The sequence below is a fragment of the Franzmannia pantelleriensis genome (genome assembly GCF_900102875.1).
In the GTDB taxonomy this organism is placed as follows: domain Bacteria; phylum Pseudomonadota; class Gammaproteobacteria; order Pseudomonadales; family Halomonadaceae; genus Franzmannia; species Franzmannia pantelleriensis.
This window is the reverse complement of sequence record NZ_FNGH01000002.1, coordinates 272,869-289,731: the sequence shown is the minus strand read 5'-3', so window position 1 is coordinate 289,731 and position 16,863 is coordinate 272,869. Positions and strand designations below refer to the sequence as shown.

Annotated in this window: 12 protein-coding genes, 1 tRNA gene and 1 pseudogene; 7 read left to right on the top strand and 7 right to left on the bottom strand. The window is 65.0% G+C overall.

All coding sequences use genetic code 11. The features are described 5' to 3' along the window. Positions 1 to 11: 11 nt before the first annotated feature. From BLT16_RS03360 to BLT16_RS03355, 3 genes are read left to right on the top strand one after another with little or no spacing between them, the layout of a single operon-like run. Positions 12 to 1,481 (top strand): c-type cytochrome, encoded by a 1,470-nt coding sequence (locus BLT16_RS03360; protein WP_089657111.1) that lies wholly within the window; start codon positions 12 to 14, stop codon positions 1,479 to 1,481. A 10-nt stretch (positions 1,482 to 1,491) separates the two neighbouring features. Then, complete coding sequence (locus BLT16_RS20785) at positions 1,492 to 1,719, top strand: hypothetical protein (protein ID WP_176817146.1); 228 nt, start codon at positions 1,492 to 1,494, stop codon at positions 1,717 to 1,719. Further along, entirely contained in the window at positions 1,716 to 3,128 is a 1,413-nt protein-coding gene (locus tag BLT16_RS03355) for a patatin-like phospholipase family protein (RefSeq protein WP_176817145.1), read from the top strand. The genes BLT16_RS20785 and BLT16_RS03355 overlap by 4 nt, the downstream gene beginning before the upstream one ends. 11 nt (positions 3,129 to 3,139) lie before the next feature. Here the strand turns inward: BLT16_RS03355 and BLT16_RS03350 are convergent, their stop codons facing one another. From BLT16_RS03350 to BLT16_RS03330, 5 genes are all read right to left on the bottom strand, one after another. Further along, positions 3,140 to 4,546, bottom strand: a complete 1,407-nt coding sequence (locus tag BLT16_RS03350) for an esterase/lipase family protein (protein ID WP_089657109.1) — start codon at positions 4,544 to 4,546, stop codon at positions 3,140 to 3,142. Positions 4,547 to 4,592: 46 nt separating this feature from the next. After that, positions 4,593 to 5,438 carry a hypothetical protein gene (locus tag BLT16_RS03345; protein ID WP_089657108.1) on the bottom strand — a complete coding sequence of 282 codons (846 nt, stop codon included), beginning with the start codon at positions 5,436 to 5,438 and terminating at the stop codon, positions 4,593 to 4,595. A gap of 76 nt (positions 5,439 to 5,514) precedes the next feature. Further along, complete coding sequence (locus tag BLT16_RS03340; protein ID WP_089657107.1) at positions 5,515 to 6,507, bottom strand: methyltransferase; 993 nt, start codon at positions 6,505 to 6,507, stop codon at positions 5,515 to 5,517. After that, complete coding sequence (locus BLT16_RS03335) at positions 6,504 to 7,328, bottom strand: methyltransferase domain-containing protein (protein WP_089657106.1); 825 nt, start codon at positions 7,326 to 7,328, stop codon at positions 6,504 to 6,506. The genes BLT16_RS03340 and BLT16_RS03335 overlap by 4 nt, the downstream gene beginning before the upstream one ends. 33 nt (positions 7,329 to 7,361) lie before the next feature. Beyond that, positions 7,362 to 8,888: an amidase gene (locus tag BLT16_RS03330; protein WP_089657105.1), complete on the bottom strand. Its 1,527-nt coding sequence runs from the start codon at positions 8,886 to 8,888 to the stop codon at positions 7,362 to 7,364. 181 nt (positions 8,889 to 9,069) lie between these two features. Here BLT16_RS03330 and BLT16_RS03325 point away from each other — a divergent pair, with 181 nt between their 5' ends. Both BLT16_RS03325 and BLT16_RS03320 read left to right on the top strand, forming a co-directional pair. Continuing rightward, on the top strand, positions 9,070 to 11,145 hold the full coding sequence (locus BLT16_RS03325; RefSeq protein WP_176817144.1) for a putative bifunctional diguanylate cyclase/phosphodiesterase: 2,076 nt from the start codon (positions 9,070 to 9,072) through the stop codon (positions 11,143 to 11,145). Between the two features lie 49 nt (positions 11,146 to 11,194). Further along, positions 11,195 to 11,271: transfer RNA gene (locus BLT16_RS03320), tRNA-Arg, on the top strand. 163 nt (positions 11,272 to 11,434) lie between these two features. Here the strand turns inward: BLT16_RS03320 and BLT16_RS21210 are convergent. Continuing rightward, positions 11,435 to 12,046, bottom strand: a pseudogene (locus tag BLT16_RS21210) (methyl-accepting chemotaxis protein); the annotation flags it as partial. A gap of 12 nt (positions 12,047 to 12,058) precedes the next feature. Between BLT16_RS21210 and BLT16_RS20970 the strand changes: the two are divergent. Beyond that, positions 12,059 to 12,388 carry a hypothetical protein gene (locus tag BLT16_RS20970; protein WP_245701420.1) on the top strand — a complete coding sequence of 110 codons (330 nt, stop codon included), beginning with the start codon at positions 12,059 to 12,061 and terminating at the stop codon, positions 12,386 to 12,388. A 498-nt stretch (positions 12,389 to 12,886) separates the two neighbouring features. On the opposite strand, the gene BLT16_RS03310 is transcribed toward BLT16_RS20970, so the two are convergent. Next, a complete protein-coding gene (locus BLT16_RS03310) occupies positions 12,887 to 14,836 on the bottom strand; it encodes a sensor domain-containing diguanylate cyclase (protein WP_340148238.1) in 1,950 nt (649 codons plus the stop codon). Positions 14,837 to 15,154: 318 nt separating this feature from the next. Between BLT16_RS03310 and BLT16_RS03305 the strand changes: the two genes are divergently transcribed. Beyond that, a complete protein-coding gene (locus tag BLT16_RS03305) occupies positions 15,155 to 16,852 on the top strand; it encodes a putative bifunctional diguanylate cyclase/phosphodiesterase (RefSeq protein WP_176817143.1) in 1,698 nt (565 codons plus the stop codon). Positions 16,853 to 16,863: the final 11 nt, after the last annotated feature.

Genomic DNA, 16,863 nt, shown 5'->3' with positions numbered 1-16,863 from the left:
GAGAGACGGCCATGGCATCCAGGCATGGAGACACTTCCGGGACCTCGCGGCGCTGGCTGCTGTGGCTGCTTCTGCTGCTGATGGCGGCGGGAGTAATCGCAGCCGTTGGCTGGTACCAACTGTTCCGCGAAGAGCCGCAGCGCTTCGACAGCGTCGAGGCCTACTACCTCTATGGCTCGATTGGCGCCGAACAGGAAGAGGGCATTCCCTACTGGATCTGGCGCGTGCTGCCGGATGTCTTCCCGCAGCACCTGCCCGGGGAGGGCGGCTATGCCGCGCTAGGGGTGCTCTGGGAGGACGGCGAGGCGACCCCGGCCGGCTTTTCCAAGAAGACCATCGGCTTCCCGCGCATTGCCATCAACTGCGCGGCATGCCACACCGCCAGCTACCGCACCGCCGAAGACGCCGAACGCCAACTCGTCCCCACCGGCCCCCATCAGACCTTCGATCCCCAGGCCTATCTGAGCTTTCTGGGAGATGCCGCCAACGACCCAGACTTCACCGCCGCCACTCTGCTGGCGGCCATCGAGGAGGAGACCGAGCTCTCCTGGCTCGACCGCTTGCTCTACCGTTTCCTGATCATTCCGCGCACCCGCGACGGGCTTCAGGCGCAGGCGGCCCGTTTTACCTGGACCGAGGAGCGCCCGCGCTGGGGGCCGGGCCGGATCGACCCCTTCAACCCGGTCAAGTTTCACCCCGACCTGCTGGCCCTCGACCCCGCCGAGGACGACACCATCGGCAATTCCGACATCATGCCGCTGTGGGCGATGGATGAGCAGCAGGGTTTCGCCCTGCACTGGGACGGCCTCAACGACTCCCTGACCGAAGTGGTGCTGAGCGGTGCCATCGGCGACGGTGCACGCCCGGATTCGCTGCCCGTGGACGACCTCGCCGAGCTGGAAGCCTACCTGCTGACCAAACGGCCACCGCCCTACCCCTTCCTCGACGATCTCGACGACGAGCTGGCCGCCGAAGGCGAGGCAGTGTTCCAGCAGACCTGCGCCGGCTGCCACGGTCTGGAGGGGACGCGCACCGGTACGGTGATTCCTCAAACAGAGGTCGGCACAGATCGCCACCGCCTCGAGATGTGGACCGCCGAGGCCGCCGAGCGCTACAACGCCTACGCCGAGGAGTACCCCTGGGACTTCAATGCCTTCGTCAAGACCGACGGCTACGTGGCCAAGCCGTTGACCGGCATCTGGCTACGCGCCCCCTACCTGCACAACGGCTCGGTTCCCACCCTGGAAGACCTGCTGCAGCCTGCCGACGCGCGTCCCGAACGCTTCTACCGCGGCTATGACGTCTACCACCCCGAGCGTATGGGCTTCATCCATGACGGCGAGGCCGCCGAGCGCGACGGTTTCCTGTATGACACCACCGAGCCGGGCAACAGCAACCAGGGGCATGAGGGAGAGGCCTTCGGCACCCAGCTCGACGACGATGACAAAACGGCATTAATCGAGTATCTCAAGACGCTCTAGGAGCCATGCCATGGCCGAGTACCTGAAAGTCGTCTTTCCCCAGCGTCGCGAGGTCTGGATCGACGGCGAGCCTGCCGCCTGGACCCAGTCGGTGTGCCAGGTCGATGCCGGCTGGTACACGCTGACGCTGGCCCCGCCGCAGGACTTCGCGCCCGAGTCCCAGCGCGTGGAGATCACCGACACCCTGCCCTCGGCGCCACTGGTCGTCGAGTTCACCCTCAAGGAGCCGGGCCCGTGACCCCCCTCGCCAAGCGCTCGCTCGGCCTGCTGCTGTCGCTGACGCTGCTGGCCGGCTGCGCCTCCTTTCCCGAAGCCGAGCCCCTTGAGCATGTCGATACCGGCAGTGGCTACCGCTATGCCAACCTCGAGGGCGCAGACAACAGCGAGGAGCTGTTCGTGATTCTGAGCTTTTCCGGCGGCGGCACGCGGGCCGCTGCGCTCGCCTATGGCGTGCTGGAAAGGCTGCGCGACAGCTGGGTCGAGATGGATGGGGAGTCGCGCAATCTGCTGGACGAGGTCGACATCATCTCGTCGGTATCCGGCGGCAGCTTCACCGCCGCCTACTACGGGCTGCACCGGGACGCCATCTTCGAGGAGGGGGGAAGGTTCCAGCGCGACTTCCTCTACCGCGACGTCGAAGCGGACCTGAAGCGCCGGCTGCTCAGCCCCTTCAGCTGGGCCAGGTTGGCCTCGCCCACCTTCGGGCGCATCGAGCTCGCCGAGGAAGTCTATCAGTCGCTGCTCTTCGACCAGGCGACCTTCGCCGACCTGTCGGATAACGGCCGCAAGCCCTTCCTGTTGATCAACGCCACCGATATGGACAAGGGCTCCCAGTTCAGCTTCGTGCAGTCACAGCTGGATCCGATGTGCGTCGATCTCGAGAGTATCTCCCTGTCGCGTGCCGTAGCGGCGTCATCGAACTTTCCCATCGCCTTCACGCCGCTCACGCTCAACAGCTATCCGGGGCGCTGCGGCTATGTGGAACCACCCTGGGTGGCCAACGCGCTGCAGGGCCTGAATACCAACCCCCGCCGCTACTATCGTGCGCGTCACTGGCAACGCTACCAGGAGCCCGAGCGCGACTACGTGCACCTGCTCGACGGCGGTGTCTCGGATAATATCGGCCTGCGCCCCGCCCTCGACGCCCTGCGCGCCCCCACCCTGCAGGAAGTCGAGTGGAGCGTGCTGAACAAGATGAACCGGGAAATCGTCGACAAGCTGGTGGTGATCGTGGTGGACGCCAAGCCGGAAAATCCGACGCCAGACGCCGACACTTCCCCCCGCTCTCCCGGTCCCAGGCAGGTGATCAACACCATCTCCACCACACCGCTGGCCAACTACTCCTTCGATACGGTCGAGCTGCTCAGGGAGACGCTGCGCGACCGCGAGAACGCCCAGCGCCTTTCGCTAGACGCCGGCACCGGGATGCATCAGATCGATCTCTACTATATCTACGTGGGCTTCGATCAGCTCGAAGACGCCACCCGGCGGGAGCGTTTCCAGCGCATTCCCACCCGCTTCAACCTGCCCACTGAGGAGGTGGATGGACTACGCCAGATCGGCGCCGAGCTGCTGGAGCAGTCGCCCTGCTTCCAGCAGCTGGTAGGCCAGCGCGAGGGCTCGGGCGGGCGTCTATGCAGCCATTGAGGCCCTGTTAGTCACTCCTGTGGCGCCTTCAGACGGAACACGTTGTCGGCCTGGGAGCGGTGCAGACAGATGTCGATCAGCAGGGTGCGGTGCGGCTGAAACAGCGCCCTCAACTGATCGACGTCCAGGCACAGGTCCTCGATGTCCTCGTCGGCCAGGGTGCGAAACCCCACCGGGGTGTAACGGGCATTGTGCTCATCCTCATCCAGCATCGGCTCGGCGGTGATCGACATGCCGAGCTGGGTGTCGGCGCGCTCGACGGCATCACACAGTCGCGTCGTGTCGATATAGAGGCTACGTAGCGAGGTGTCGGCCTGATAGTTGTGCACCTTGCGAATCGCCGACTCGTGAATGGTACGCGCCAGCCCACCACCGTCTGGACGATTGGGGTCATAGAACTCGATCAGGTAATCCTCGACCGGCATGTCGAACTGGTCACGCACGCGCACCACGGTGTTCTGGAAGCCCGGCTTTCCACGCCGCTCCCCCGGCTGGCGAGTCAACTCGCGGTTAGCCGCCTCGCATTCGTTGCAGAAGGCGTCGAAATCGTCGTCGTTGATGGTCAGGGCGCGTTCGATCAACCCCAGTGCCTCCTTCTGACTGCCGCTCAGCCGGCTTTCGGCGGCGTCTAGCTTGATCGTCGAGTGGTCCAGCCCATCGACAATCCGAAACGCGCAGCGCCCGCTGGAGGCCTGGTATTCGACCACCTCGGGTACGGTGACCCGGCCGGCGTCGCGCTCCTCCTCGCGAAACGCGATTTGCATATGTCCGCAGTTGAGGTTGGCGGTGGCCAACCGAACGGTGCCATCGCCGCCCTCCTCGTTGGCCAGCGAGCGGATACCGCCGTAGCCGGTGTTACCACACAGCACGCTACACAGGATTCGCCCGGGGCCGTACATGCTATCGCCCTGGCCGAAACGATCCCGCATGGCCAGCTCCCAGCTGAAGGGGCTGGCCAGCTCCAGGCCGCGCAGGATATTGGCGCCTGTCTCCAGCACCGCTTGCCCCGCCTGACGGCTGAAGAAACCGTTGGTGATACGCCCCAGCATCGAACGGCCCACGTGAGCCAACGGCGAGCCAAAGTTGGCCGGCGCCAGCATGACCAGATGCTTGACCGGCGCTGCATCGGGGGCAAAGTAACGCACTAGCCAGTCGCGGATCACCAGCCCCCCCGTGGAGTGCACAACGAGATCGACGCTGGCTACCTCACGCGGCAACCCATGCGACGTCCAGGCGCGATCCAGGGCCGCCTGCAGGTCATCGAAGCGCAGGGCATCATCCTTGGAGAGGTAATCGCCGATGGCGATGCGCTGTATCCGCCCGGCCCCCAGCCGCTTGCGCAGGTGCCCGACCAGCCTTTCGAAGGAGCTGCCTGCATCGTTCCAGCCGTGCAGCACTACCAGGGGACGTTCGCTCATGACACGGCCTCACTATTGTTGTTGTATGTCGGCAAGATCCGGCGACTCACTCACCGCGCTTGTCGCCGGGCAGATAGTGGCCGGTGACAAGCCGATAGGCGTCCGAGGTGCGATCCCCCGGGATGCCGTCGGCCTTCAAGAAGATCCCCGGAAAACTGGTCAGCCAGCGCTGCAGCCGCTGGGCCTTTTCGGTCTCCTCGTCGCGCTTGGCCCGCCGCATGCGATGGTGCGACACCAGCGGACGCTTGCCAGCCTTATCGCCGGCGGGCTCGGCGGCTACCTCGGCATAGAGCGTCGCCGCCGGTTGATCGGCCAGGTCCGTCTCACCGCGCTCGACCAGCCGGCGCAGCAGCACCGCCGCCCCGCACTGGCGCGAGACGGCGGTGTCGGACCAACGGCCATCGGCCACGTAGCGGCCGCTGGTGTAGTGTGACGAAAAGCTCCACAGGTAGGGCGACAACACATGCGAGTGGTACATCCGGTAGCCCCAGCCGTTGTAGCGCTCCAGTTGGTAGAGGGTGCCGGCCAGGCTCCAGTCGGTGTCCCCATCCAGGCGCTTCAGCGCCATGGCATCGGCGGCACTAACCTCCCAATCAAAAGGCGGGGTACCGCGTTTCGGCCGGCCCGCGGGCACCTGGACGGTGCGCGCAGTGAGCGGGTCACCGTTGTGCAGGTGGCAGCGGAAGCTGCAGCCCGATTCCAGGCTGTGCACCAGCGCCACGAAGTGCCAGGGCACCCCGCGGCGCTCAGTCACTGCCCGGTAGCGGTCGCGATGGGCGAGTAGCCGCTCAACGCTGCGCTCCACCTCGGCCTGGTGCTTGGGCAGGATGTCGCAGCTTTCGAACAGCTGCTCGTACTCGCGGCGCAGGGCATCAGTCAGTCGAATCGACATGAGAGCCTCCGGGGTTTCCTGATCAGCGTAGACCAGGAATGCCACTCGGGCGGTAGTCGCCTTCGCTGAGCGTTCCCTAGCGCTTGATGGCGCGATAGACCCGGAAGCGCCGATCATCGGCGAGGACCTCGAAGCCACCGAAGGCGCGCTCCAACAGGTCCGGATAAGGCAAGAAGGCGTTGGCTACCAGGATCAGGCTGCCGCCCGACGTGAGGCGCGCCGGCGCCTCGTCGATCAGTCGCGCCGTGGGTCCGTAGTCGATATCACGCTCCTGGTGAAACGGCGGGTTACTGACAATCGCATCGAAGCGCACCTCGGCCGGCAAGGCGGCGTAGACGTCGCTGCCGATCACTTCACCGGTCACTGCGTTGGCGGCCAGGGTGCGTCGCGTGGCTTCCACTGCGAAGGCGTTGATGTCCAGCGCGCTGACCTGCGCCCCGCGTGTCGCCAACCAGGCGCTGAGGACGCCGTCGCCGCAGCCGACATCGAGCACTCGCCGACCGGCCCAGGCCGGCTGCTGTTCGAGGACCTCGAGCAGCAACCGAGTGCCGTCGTCTAACTTGCCATGACCGAACACGCCGGGATGACTGACCAGGGTGAGTCCCGCCGCCTCGAAGCGCTGCCAAGCCAGTTCAGGGTCGAGTGCGACGGGGCCCAGGCGGGTCTCGAACAAGGTGCAGCGCCGCGCGCTGTCACGCTTACGGCAGCCCAGTCCCAAGGCGGCAAGTACCTTGAGCGCCCGTTTCACGCCACCGCTGTTCTCCCCCACCACCTGCAGCGGCGTACCCGTCGGCAGCTGCCGGCACAGTGCCAGCAGCCACCACTCACCCAGTGCATGGCTCTTGGGCCAGAACAACACCGCCCCGGGCGGCTCCCCCCAGGCCTCGAAGGGGCCATAGGACAGGCGACCGCGCGCCTGCCAGGCGGCCAGTACGCCGTGGTCGCCACTCAACAGCTGGCCGCTGCCTCCCTCCAGCCAGGCATCTCGCGGTGGCGCCACCCACAGCCAGTCGCGGTAGTCGTGATCCTGGCGCGCCAGCAGCTGGCAAACAGGGGTCTCGGCGGTCATAGCACAGGCTCCTCGGGCTTGCGCAGGGTATAGAGCAGATAACGCCCCAGCCGCCAGTAGGCGTCGTCGCGACAGTGGCGCAGCTCCAGGGCGGTGAGCTTGGCCAGCGTCTCGGGGTCGGGATTGCGCTGGAGCAGGTAGTCGTGGAAGACACGAATGCCGGCTACCCCTTCGACGCCGAGGCCGCACTCCTCGGCCCAGGCGACCACATCGGCGTGGGCGATGGGCGAGATCGGTGTCAGCCGTTGCCGCTGGCCAGTGCCCGCCAGGCGATCAGCCAGGGCCTTGTCGAGGTTGCCCTTGACGATGTTCGACAGCCGAAGCGCGTCGCGATTGAACACCATCAGGCTCAACTGGCCCCCGGGCGCCAGCAGCCCGCTAAGCGTATGCAGCGCCCGGCGCGGATCGCCCATCCATTCGAGCACCGCATGGCAGACGATCAGCGACCAGGGGCCGGAGGCCTGCTCGGGCAGCGCCTGCAGCGGCAGCGGCAAGAAGCGCGGCGTACGAGCCAGGGCGTCGTCAGCCAGCACCTGGCGCGCCTCATCGAGCATCTCGGCGGCGGGCTCACACAGCGTCACGGGGTGACCGCGGCGCGCGAACCACAGCCCCATCTGGCCGAGCCCGGCGCCGACATCCAGCACCGGCTGCTGATGCAGATCGAGCAGCTCAGGCAGTAGATGGTCGAGCAGCACCAGGCGCAGCTCACCCCGCGGGTGACCGTAGAGGCTGGCAGCGAACTTCTCGGCCAGGCCGTCGAAGTAGCGGTCGCCGTGGGATGAGAGCGGCGCAGGCGAGGCGCCGCTGGGTCGAGAGGCCATCACAGGTCCTGGCGGAGGTATGGAGGACGCATTCTAGCGGGCCAGCGGCATTTGTTCATCCGTCCACGGGCGCGGAAGACGCTCCCCCCAGCCCGTCTCGGTCTCCAACTGAGCCGCCAGCTGCAGCAGGCGGCGATCGTCGCCCATGGCACCCAGCATCTGCACGCCCATCGGCAGGCCATCCGGCGTCACGTGCAGCGGCAGCGACATCGCCGGCTGGCCGGTGAGGTTGGCCAGTTGGGTATAGGGGGTATGGCGCAGGGCGTCGCTGGCGAGGCGCTTGAGCAAACCCAGCTGTAGCGCCAACTGGGGCACGCCCGGCAGCGCCAGCAGCGACATCAGCCGCTCGCGAGCCGGGGGCGGATAGAGTTCGCCAAGGCGCGGTGCCGCCCCCGCGGCTACCGGCATCAGCAGCATGTCGAAGCGCTGATGAAAGGCGCCCATGTCCCGCGCCACCCGATTCCAGTGGCGCTTACCGAGCACATAGTCACGGGCCTTTAGCTGACGCCCCAGGCGGCCGATGGCGCGGGTCGACGGCTCGATGTCGAGCTTGCCCACCGCCACGCCGGTCTGCTCCGCGATCCAGGCCAGATCCGCCGACAAATGGCCGAGATAGAGCGTCAGGTAGCTGTCGGCCAGGGCCTCGCCGTCCACCGGCGGGTCGCTCCACTCGACGTGGTGGCCGAGCGCTTCGAGGCGCTTGGCGGTTGCCTCGATGGCTTGCCTCGCCTGCGGATCGAGCACGCTGCCCAGCGAGCGGCCAAGCGGCTCACCCAGCGACACCGCGATGCGCAGGCGTGAGGGCGGGCGCTGGATAGCCTCGAGAAAGCCCGACTCCTGCGCCAGCGGCATTGGCGCGCCACTGTCCATGCCGTTGATGTGGTCGAGCAGTGCGGCGCTGTCGCGAACGCTGCGGGTCAGCGCATGCTCGACCACCGCGCCCTCCCACACCTCGGCATACATCGGCCCCAGCGGTACTCGCCCGCGCGACGGCTTGAAACCGAACAGGCCACAGTAGCTGGCTGGAATCCGGATCGAGCCGCCGCCGTCGCCGGCCATGGCCAGCGGCACCAGCCCGGCGGCCACTGCGGCGGCGGCCCCGCCGCTGGAGCCGCCCGGCGAGCGGGTCGCGTCCCAGGGGTTGCGCGGATGCGGGAAGGCCTTGGGCTCGGTAATCGCCATCAGCCCCAGCTCCGGGGTCGCGGTCTGGCCGAGAATGGCAAAGCCCGCCTGGCGCAATCGGCTGACCAGGGTCGAGTCCTCGGCGGCGCGCCAGTCGCGCAGCGCGGCGCAGCCGCAGGCCATCGGCTCGCCCTGGATCGCCATCAGCAGGTCCTTGGTCAGCAGCGGCACCCCGGCGAACGGGGCATTGCTGGATACCCGAGCAAGTTCCTCGCGCGCCCTGTCGAAGCGCGTACGCACCACCGCGCCAAGGCTGGGGTTGGCGGCTTCGATCAGACCGCAGGCGGCCGCCAAGACCTCCTCGCGACTCACCTCACCGCAGCGAATCAGCTCGCTCAACCCAGTGGCATCCTGGCGACGATACTCATCCAGCTGCATGACCCCTCCCACTTCAGTATGAGCACACAACATGACCTGTATCATGTCGGCGTCGGCAAATCCTTCATCCGCCGGTCGCAATGTTTTACCATGGCCGGTTTGTGAACATAACACTTACATTAGTATCAACGATAATTACATAAACCACATAAACTACATACGCTCGGATCAGGACATACTCTTGGGCCATCTTGCCGCCTTGCCTGCCTCTCTTGCCAGCCTGCTCGATATCCCGGGACTGGCCATCTCCATTGCCGACGGCGAACGGAGCGATTGCCCGCTGCTGTTCGTCAACCGTGAGTTCGAACGGCTCACCGGTTACGCCTATGATGAGGTGATCGGCCGCTCATGCCGCATGCTCCAGAGCCATAGCACCGACCCCGAGGCGCTTGCCGCAATCCGCCGCGCTCTGGACGAGAGTCGGCCGACGACGGTGACCATCGAGAATCATCGCAAGGACGGCACCCCGTTCTGGAACGAGCTCAGCCTGGCGCCGCTGTTCAGCCAGGGCGGGCGCCGCTACCTGATTGGTATCCAGCGTGACGTCACCGAGCGCGAGCATTCACAACAGCGCATGAAGCTTGCCGATGCGGTGTTTCGCAACACCCACGACGGCATCCTGGTCACCGACGCCGACAAGCGCATCATCGATACCAACCCGGCGTTCAGCGAGCTGACCGGCTACCGCCAGGATGAGGTACTGGGCAAGAAGCCCAACTTGCTGTCGTCGGGCAAGCACGACTCCGGCTTTTATCAGAGCATGTTCGCCGCCGTCGAAGAGCGCGGTTTCTGGACCGGCGATATCTGGAATACCCGCAAGGATGGCAGTCAGCTGATCGAGAACACCACGATTTCGGCGATTCGTGACGAGAGCGGCGAGATCGTCAACTATATCGGGGTGTTTCGCGACATCACTCAGCGCCGGCTCAATCAGGCCCGCCTCGAGCGCATGGCCAGCTACGACCCGCTCACCGGTCTGTTCAATCGCGAGCACTTCAATACGCTGCTCGAGCGCCAGCTGGCCAGTCTGGAGTTCACCCAGAGCGGACTTGCGGTGCTGTTTCTCGACCTCGACGACTTCAAGCCGATCAATGACACCTACGGTCACGCCAGCGGTGACGAACTACTGGTAGAAATCAGCCGGCGGCTGAAGCGTCTGATGCGTGCCAATGACCTTACTGCCCGCTTCGGCGGCGACGAGTTCGTGATCGCGCTGGGCGGGCTTGGCACCCAGTCCAAGGCCGGCAAGGTCGCCGAGAAGGTGCTCGCCGACCTCACCCAGACCTTCGAACTCGACAACGGCCAGCGGGTCGAGATCTCGGCCTCGATCGGTATCGCTTTCACCTCTGACCATCAGTTGAGTTGCAGTGCCCTGCTCGACGCTGCCGACGCTGCCATGTACGACGCCAAGCAGTTGGGCAAGAACCGCATTGCCTTCGCCGCTAACGTCGGCAGCCAGGGCGCCACTCAGGATGCATATTCACGGGTCAAAGCGGCGTTCGAGAGCGGTGAAATCGTGCTCCACTTCCAGCCGATCCTCGACTTGCGAAGCCACGAGGTGGTCGGCTTCGAGGCACTTGCGCGCTGGCACCACCCCATCAAGGGCGTGCTTGGCCCCGAGCATTTCATCGATGTGATCACCCAGTCGTCGCTGAGCCTGCCGTTCGGCCGCTGGCTGATCGATCAAGCCGGTCGCGTAGCGCGGCACTTTCGTAATGCCGGGCACCGGGTAATGATTGCCGTCAACCTGTCTCAGGATCAGATCGAAACCGGCGCCTTTATCGAGGCGCTGTCCACGGCCCGCGCCAAATACGCCCTCGACGATCCCTTCCTGGTTGCGGAGGTGCTCGAGTCCACTCAGTTCCACGATATGGAGCTGGCCAGCAACCTGCTGCAGGAAGCCCGCGGGCTCGGCGCCAAGATTGCGCTGGACGACTTCGGCACCGGCATTTCCTCGATCACCTACGCCAGCCAGCTACCACTCAACACCATCAAGATCGACCGCATGGCCACGCGCCACGTCGAGGTCCGCCAGGACCGCCAGCAGTTCATCAGCGGCATCATCCACATGGGCCACGCCATGCAGCGCCGCGTGCTCGCCGAAGGCATCGAGACGCAGACTCAGCTCGAGACGCTGACCGCCATGGGCTGCGACCTGGGCCAGGGCTTCCATATCGGCAAACCGATGGCAGAGGCAGCGCTGTTCGCACGCTACCTCGCCGACGGCCCACCGCATGGCTTCCTGCTTAAGCACTGAGCACAAGGGTTTATCTCGGCGCATCAGAGGCTTATAATGCTGCCTCCATGCCCCCTTAGCTCAGCTGGATAGAGCAATCCCCTCCTAAGGGATAGGTCTCAGGTTCGAATCCTGAAGGGGGCGCCAGCCTGAACTGCCCGATGGCCTTGTGTAGTCGCTGAGCCGATTGCTGCTGCTGCTCTCCCAGCCCTTGGCAGCGCGCCATCGCCGAGTTGCTCGCCGCCAAGGCACGCTGAATGGCATGAATGCTGCTGTCTAGCTCGTCTATTCCTTCGCGCTGCTGCTGAATACCGACATCCAGCTCGCCCATGCGCGACACGACAGTCTGGAAAGATGCCACTACCCCGTCTATCACCTCGCTGGCGGAGTCAGCTGCGCTACGCCCCTGGGCGACGCTGCTCTGTGCCGCCTCGACTCGCGCTCGAATCTCGCTCGCCGTGGCATCGGTGCGTTGGGAGAGTTTACGCACCTCGCTTGCCACCACGGCAAAACCACGTCCCTCCTGCCCGGCACGAGCCGCCTCGACCGATGCATTCAGCGCCAGCAGATTGGTCTGGAAGGTGATGTCGTCGATATCTGCCAGCAGCGCGGCAATTCCCCTGGCCGCGCTGTCGATCTCAGCAATTGCCGACTCCAGCACGCCGATCTGATCACGCCCGTTGACGACAGACGCAGAGGTCTCACCGGCCAACTGCCGTGTGGCCTGGACCTCGGCCGCTCCCTGGCGTGTAGACGCCGAAAGTTCGGCGGCACTGGACGCAATCCGCTCTACCTGCACCTCGTTGGCACGGGCCTGATCCTGCAACGCGGCCTGGGCGTCGAACAGTGACTCACTCAAGGCTTCGACGCTGGCACTGGTGTGCTGAGCCTCGCCCAGGGTGGCAATAAAGCGCGCCTGCATGGCCGCCACCGCATGGATCGCCGGACGTCGCTGCTGCGAGGGCGAGAAGGTCTGGTCGAGATAGCCCCGCTGGGCACGCTGGGCAAACCCGGCAATCAGCGCCCCATCCTCCAACATGTGTCGCAGCACATGGGCAAGATAGCCAAGCACCACCGCCTGCGCGACCACCGCCCCCCCATGCATGGCCAGGTACGACAGCAGCTCGCCGCCGGCATGCTCATGGCCAGTGCCGATGCCGAGGTAGAGCACCGCAATCCCGTGATGCTGCAGATAAGTCAACCCGGCATGGTGAAGGGCAATAATGCCCGCGCCAGCAACAATGACTCGCCAGTCGCTATATAGGATCAGTACCGAGAGCATGATGAAGATGCTGAAGTGGGCCTCGACAAGACCGCCACTCTGTTCGATCAGCAGCGCAGAAAGCCCCATGAACATCGCCGCCGTGCCAATTCCGCTGGTAAGGGTACCGGGCCGCACTCGGTGCAGCAGCGCCACCGGCAGCATGCAGACCATGGCAAAGGTCACCACCAGCGCCAGGCTGCCGGTCAGCATCCCAACCCCAGCGCACAACAGCCAGTGCGCCAGCGCAGGCACCCACATTAAGCGATCGACCCCACTGCGGTGATGACCGAGAGTACTCGGTCCAGCACCGACCTGATGACGAGACATTGGCGATTCCCCTTTCAAGGCGCCAGCCCCCTTCGGCGGCGCAGCGCATCAACTATCCAAAAGCTATACATCTAATAAGCGAAGTATAACCTTTGTGTTCGGCAATAAGGATATCGGCCCGCCAAAAGGTAACTTTAGGTATCGGTTTGAAATATAAGGATACGTTAATGATCAGCCTGATCGCTCGACAGCATCGACGATTCGATTTCGCCCAGCAGCCTTGGCGCGATAGCTTGCCTCATCGGCTCGCGCCAGCACCGTCTCGATGTCCTCGTCGCTCTCGATAAAAGCGGTCAGGCCCATGCTCATCGTAACGTGGTAGGTGCTGTCTTCGTGCTCGACGTAGATCTCGCTGATCGCCTGGCGCAGTTGCTCTGCCAGGCGCTGCGCCTGCTTGAGACTGCAGCTCGGTAACAGCACGGCAAACTCGTCGCCCCCCTGGCGCGCCACGTGGTCGCTGTTGCGCACCTCCCAGGCCAGTACCTGAGCTATCCGCCGCAGCATCTCATCCCCCAGGGCATGTCCGCCCTGATCATTGATCGGCTTGAAGTGATCGAGGTCGAACATCAGCAGCGCCGATGGGGTGCCGGCCTTCTTCCAGTCCGCCAGGGCATCCTCGAGCCGGCGCTCGAAGCCGCGCCGGTTGAGCAGCCCCGTCAGCGGGTCATGCTCGGCCTCCCAGCGTTGCAACGCCTCGCGCTGGCGGCTGTCGGTGATGTCCTTGACGGTACCCACATAGCCCAGTGGAGCCTCGCCATCGTCGACCCGGCTCACCTTGACCTCCAGCCACAGGGTCTGGCCGTTGGCCGCGTGATAGCGCATCTGGCGGCTAAAGGGGCGCCCGCTCTCCAGGGTATGTCGCCACAGATCCTGCACGTCGTTAAGCTCATCCACATGCAGGTAGTCGAAGATATCTCCGTCACGATAGACCGTCAGGTCGTGGCCGGTGAGTGCCTTGAGCGCCGGATTCATGTAGACAATTTGCCCACCGAGATTGCAGATGAACAGCCCAGTGGGCGATGAATCGAGCACTGCATCGAGAAACGCCTGGCGGTCCTGGAGCATCGACTTGGCCTGCTCGCGCTGGCGTTCGAGACTGTTGAAGGTATCCGCTACCTGCTGCAGTTCGCGCATCCCGGTGCGTAGATCGACGCGCCTGGCCGTGCCTTGGGCCACCCGTGCAATCTGCCGCTCCAGGCGGTGCAGCGGTCGCAGCAGCAGCTTGAGCCCCAACCACAGCAGCGGCAGCATCAACAGCACGGTAATCACCCCCACCCACTGCTGCTGGCGCAGAAACGCCTCCACCGGCCCCATCATCTGCGTACGCGGCAGGTAGACGCCCACTACCCAGTTGGCCGACCACACCTGGCGATACGCATGTAGCGCTCGCGTACCGTCGAGCAGTCGCCCTTCCGCCGCCCCCTGCCAGCCGGATAACGCCAGATCGAGCTCGGGATGCGTCGCGGCACTCGGTACCGGCTGCATGATCAGCTCCTGATTGGGGTGCGACAATACCAGCCCCGACGCCGTGGCCAGGGCCGCAAAGCCTGAATGGCCGATGCGAATGCGCCGCAGGCCGGCAAAGAAACTGCCATCCTCAACGCTCACCACACCGCCAACCATACCCAGGAAGCGGCCTTCATCGAGTATCGGCACCCCGATCATCACCAGTGGCAGGTCGCTTGCCGCACCGGTAAAGGGTTCGGAAACATAGGGTCTGCGCACGTGCTGGATATGGCGAAAATACTCGCGCTCGGTAACGTCCAGCCCTCGGCGGCCGGGCAACGCCGGCCTATCGGCCAGCACTTCGCCGTCGGCCGAAATCACCACCAGCGCATCGAAAAACGCCATCAGCCCGTCGTTCTCCTGGAGCAGGGTCTCAGCCACTCCGGGAGCTTGATAAGGGGCCTGCGACACCCTCTCGGCCAGGCGCTGCAGGGCATCGGTGCGCACCTCGACGGCCTCTTCGATATGCCGGGCGATCAACTCTGCCTCGTACTCCAGGTGAGCACGATTGGTTTGTCCGGCCAGCTGGTCGCCCGAGCGCACCGCGACCAGGATGATCGCCATGATCAGCAGCAGCCAGCCGACACTGGTGCCTATGACCAGGCGCGAGTGCAAGGAGTTAAGCACCCTGCGACGGAGTGTTTTGGAAATCAGTCTTATCATTAACCGCGAGTCTATCATGACGCTTCGCTCAGTCAGCGCTCGCAAAGCCGCGATCAACGGACCGACACGCCCCTATTGCGCGGGTTACGCTCAGCGCTGAGTGACGGGATAGTGAATTTTTGTTGCCATCCTTGATCCATGTAATTGACGCATCCAGCGCAACCCACAATAGTTAGATGGACCACCACACACCGACAGGTGCAACGTCATATGCAGGACGATGGCTCAGGCAGTTCGCCGCCCCTACACCTCGCTGCGAGGACGCTCGACGTGTCGGAACACGCCGCATCACCTGCGGCGTGGTCACTGGCGGCCTTTGAACACAGTCATGCTGGCATCGTTATCACCGATCCAGAGCAGCGCATTCTGTGGGCCAATCCCGCCTTCGAGAAGATCACCGGCCATGCTCCGCACGATGTTATTGGCTGGGACATACACGCTTTTCACCATCCCGAGCAGGACGACGACTACCACCACCAGCGCCATGCGCTAGCCCAGTCCGGCCACTGGCAGGGCGAGGTGCTGTGTCAGCGGCGCAACGGCGAACACTACCCCGAGCTGCTGACCATCGACAGCCTCTATGACGAGCATCACCAGCCGTGTGGCTATGTGCGTATTTTCGTCGACATCTCGACGATGAAAGCCGCCCAGAGTCATCTTCAGCTCAAGGCCAACCACGACCCGCTCACCGGCCTGGCCAATCGCTCGCTGTTCGATGACCATCTGCAGCGTGCGCTGCATCACGCCCAGCGCCACGCCGACGAGGTCGCGCTGCTGTTCATCGACCTAGACCGTTTCAAGCCGATCAATGACTCGCTGGGCCACGGCGCCGGCGACACCCTGCTCAAGCAGGTCGCACGACGCTTGAGCCAGGCGCTACGTAGCGACGATGTGCTGGCCCGCTTCGGCGGCGATGAGTTTCTGGTGCTGCTACAGCATGAGGCCGGCGTCGACGGCGCCCAAACGGTGGCGTTGCGATTGCAGGAAGCACTCGAGGCGCCGTTCAAGGTCGGCGACCGGCGCCTGCCGATATCGGCGAGCATCGGCATCGCCCTCTTCCCCCGCGATGGCGACAGCGCCGAGGAGCTGCTGCGCAGCGCCGACAGCGCCATGTACTCGGCCAAGCATGCCGGCGGCGGCGGCCACGCTTTCGTCGACCCGCTTCTCAGCCAACAGCTGCAGCGCCAGCTGGCCATCGAGCTGGCCCTGCGCGAGGCCGTTGCCGACCCGGACAGCGCCTTTCATCTGGCCTACCAGCCGCAGTGCGATCTGGTCAGCGGCCGGGTGATCGGGCTGGAGGCACTGTTACGCTGGCACAGCACGCAGCCGGGGCAACCCTCGCCGCGCGACTGCATCCTACTGGCCCGCAAGCTGGGGCTGGCAGTACGTCTCGACCGCTGGGTGATCGGCGAAGTGATCGCCCAGCGGCGCGCCTGGCAGGATATCGGCTCGGCGCTGGCCGAGCTGCCGATCGCCGTCAATATCGTCGACGACCATCTGCGCGGCGACGCCACCGACCGCCTGCCGCTGGATCATTTCCTGCGCCAGCACACCAGCGACGCCTCCTGGTTGACCCTCGAGATCGCCTGCGACAGCCTCGCCGATGAACCCGAGAGCACCCAGCACCTGTTCCGACGCCTGCAGCGCCTGGGGGTGAGCCTGGCCCTCGACGAACTCGGCGATGGCCATGTCAACTTCGCCTATCTGTCACGCTTGCCGATCCGCCAGGCCAAGGTCAACGGCGTGCTGATCAAGGGCATCGCCCAGGACCCGCGCAGCCAGGCACTGCTGGGTGGTATCCAGCGGCTGCTCGAGACGCTCGGCGTCGAGTGCATTGCGGTGGGCGTAGAGAACGAGGAAAGCGCCAGCGCCGTCCGCCACCAGGGCATTCACCTGGCCCAGGGCAACCATCTTGCCAAGCCGATGGCGGCCGACGAGCTCAGCGCCTGGTATAACCCACGGCGCTAGCCCCTGCGCCT

What these genes read in the sequence shown, in the direction of transcription:
- BLT16_RS03345 (WP_089657108.1), bottom strand. Translation starts at nt 5,438, where the DNA reads ATGTCGATTCGACTGACTGATGCCCTGCGCCGCGAGTACGAGCAGCTG.
- BLT16_RS03330 (WP_089657105.1), bottom strand. Translation starts at nt 8,888, where the DNA reads ATGCAGCTGGATGAGTATCGTCGCCAGGATGCCACTGGGTTGAGCGAG.
- BLT16_RS20970 (WP_245701420.1), top strand. Translation starts at nt 12,059, where the DNA reads ATGGATCGCCGGACGTCGCTGCTGCGAGGGCGAGAAGGTCTGGTCGAG.
- BLT16_RS03350 (WP_089657109.1), bottom strand. Translation starts at nt 4,546, where the DNA reads ATGAGCGAACGTCCCCTGGTAGTGCTGCACGGCTGGAACGATGCAGGC.
- BLT16_RS03340 (WP_089657107.1), bottom strand. Translation starts at nt 6,507, where the DNA reads ATGACCGCCGAGACCCCTGTTTGCCAGCTGCTGGCGCGCCAGGATCAC.
- BLT16_RS03360 (WP_089657111.1), top strand. Translation starts at nt 12, where the DNA reads ATGGCATCCAGGCATGGAGACACTTCCGGGACCTCGCGGCGCTGGCTG.
- BLT16_RS20785 (WP_176817146.1), top strand. Translation starts at nt 1,492, where the DNA reads ATGGCCGAGTACCTGAAAGTCGTCTTTCCCCAGCGTCGCGAGGTCTGG.
- BLT16_RS03335 (WP_089657106.1), bottom strand. Translation starts at nt 7,328, where the DNA reads ATGGCCTCTCGACCCAGCGGCGCCTCGCCTGCGCCGCTCTCATCCCAC.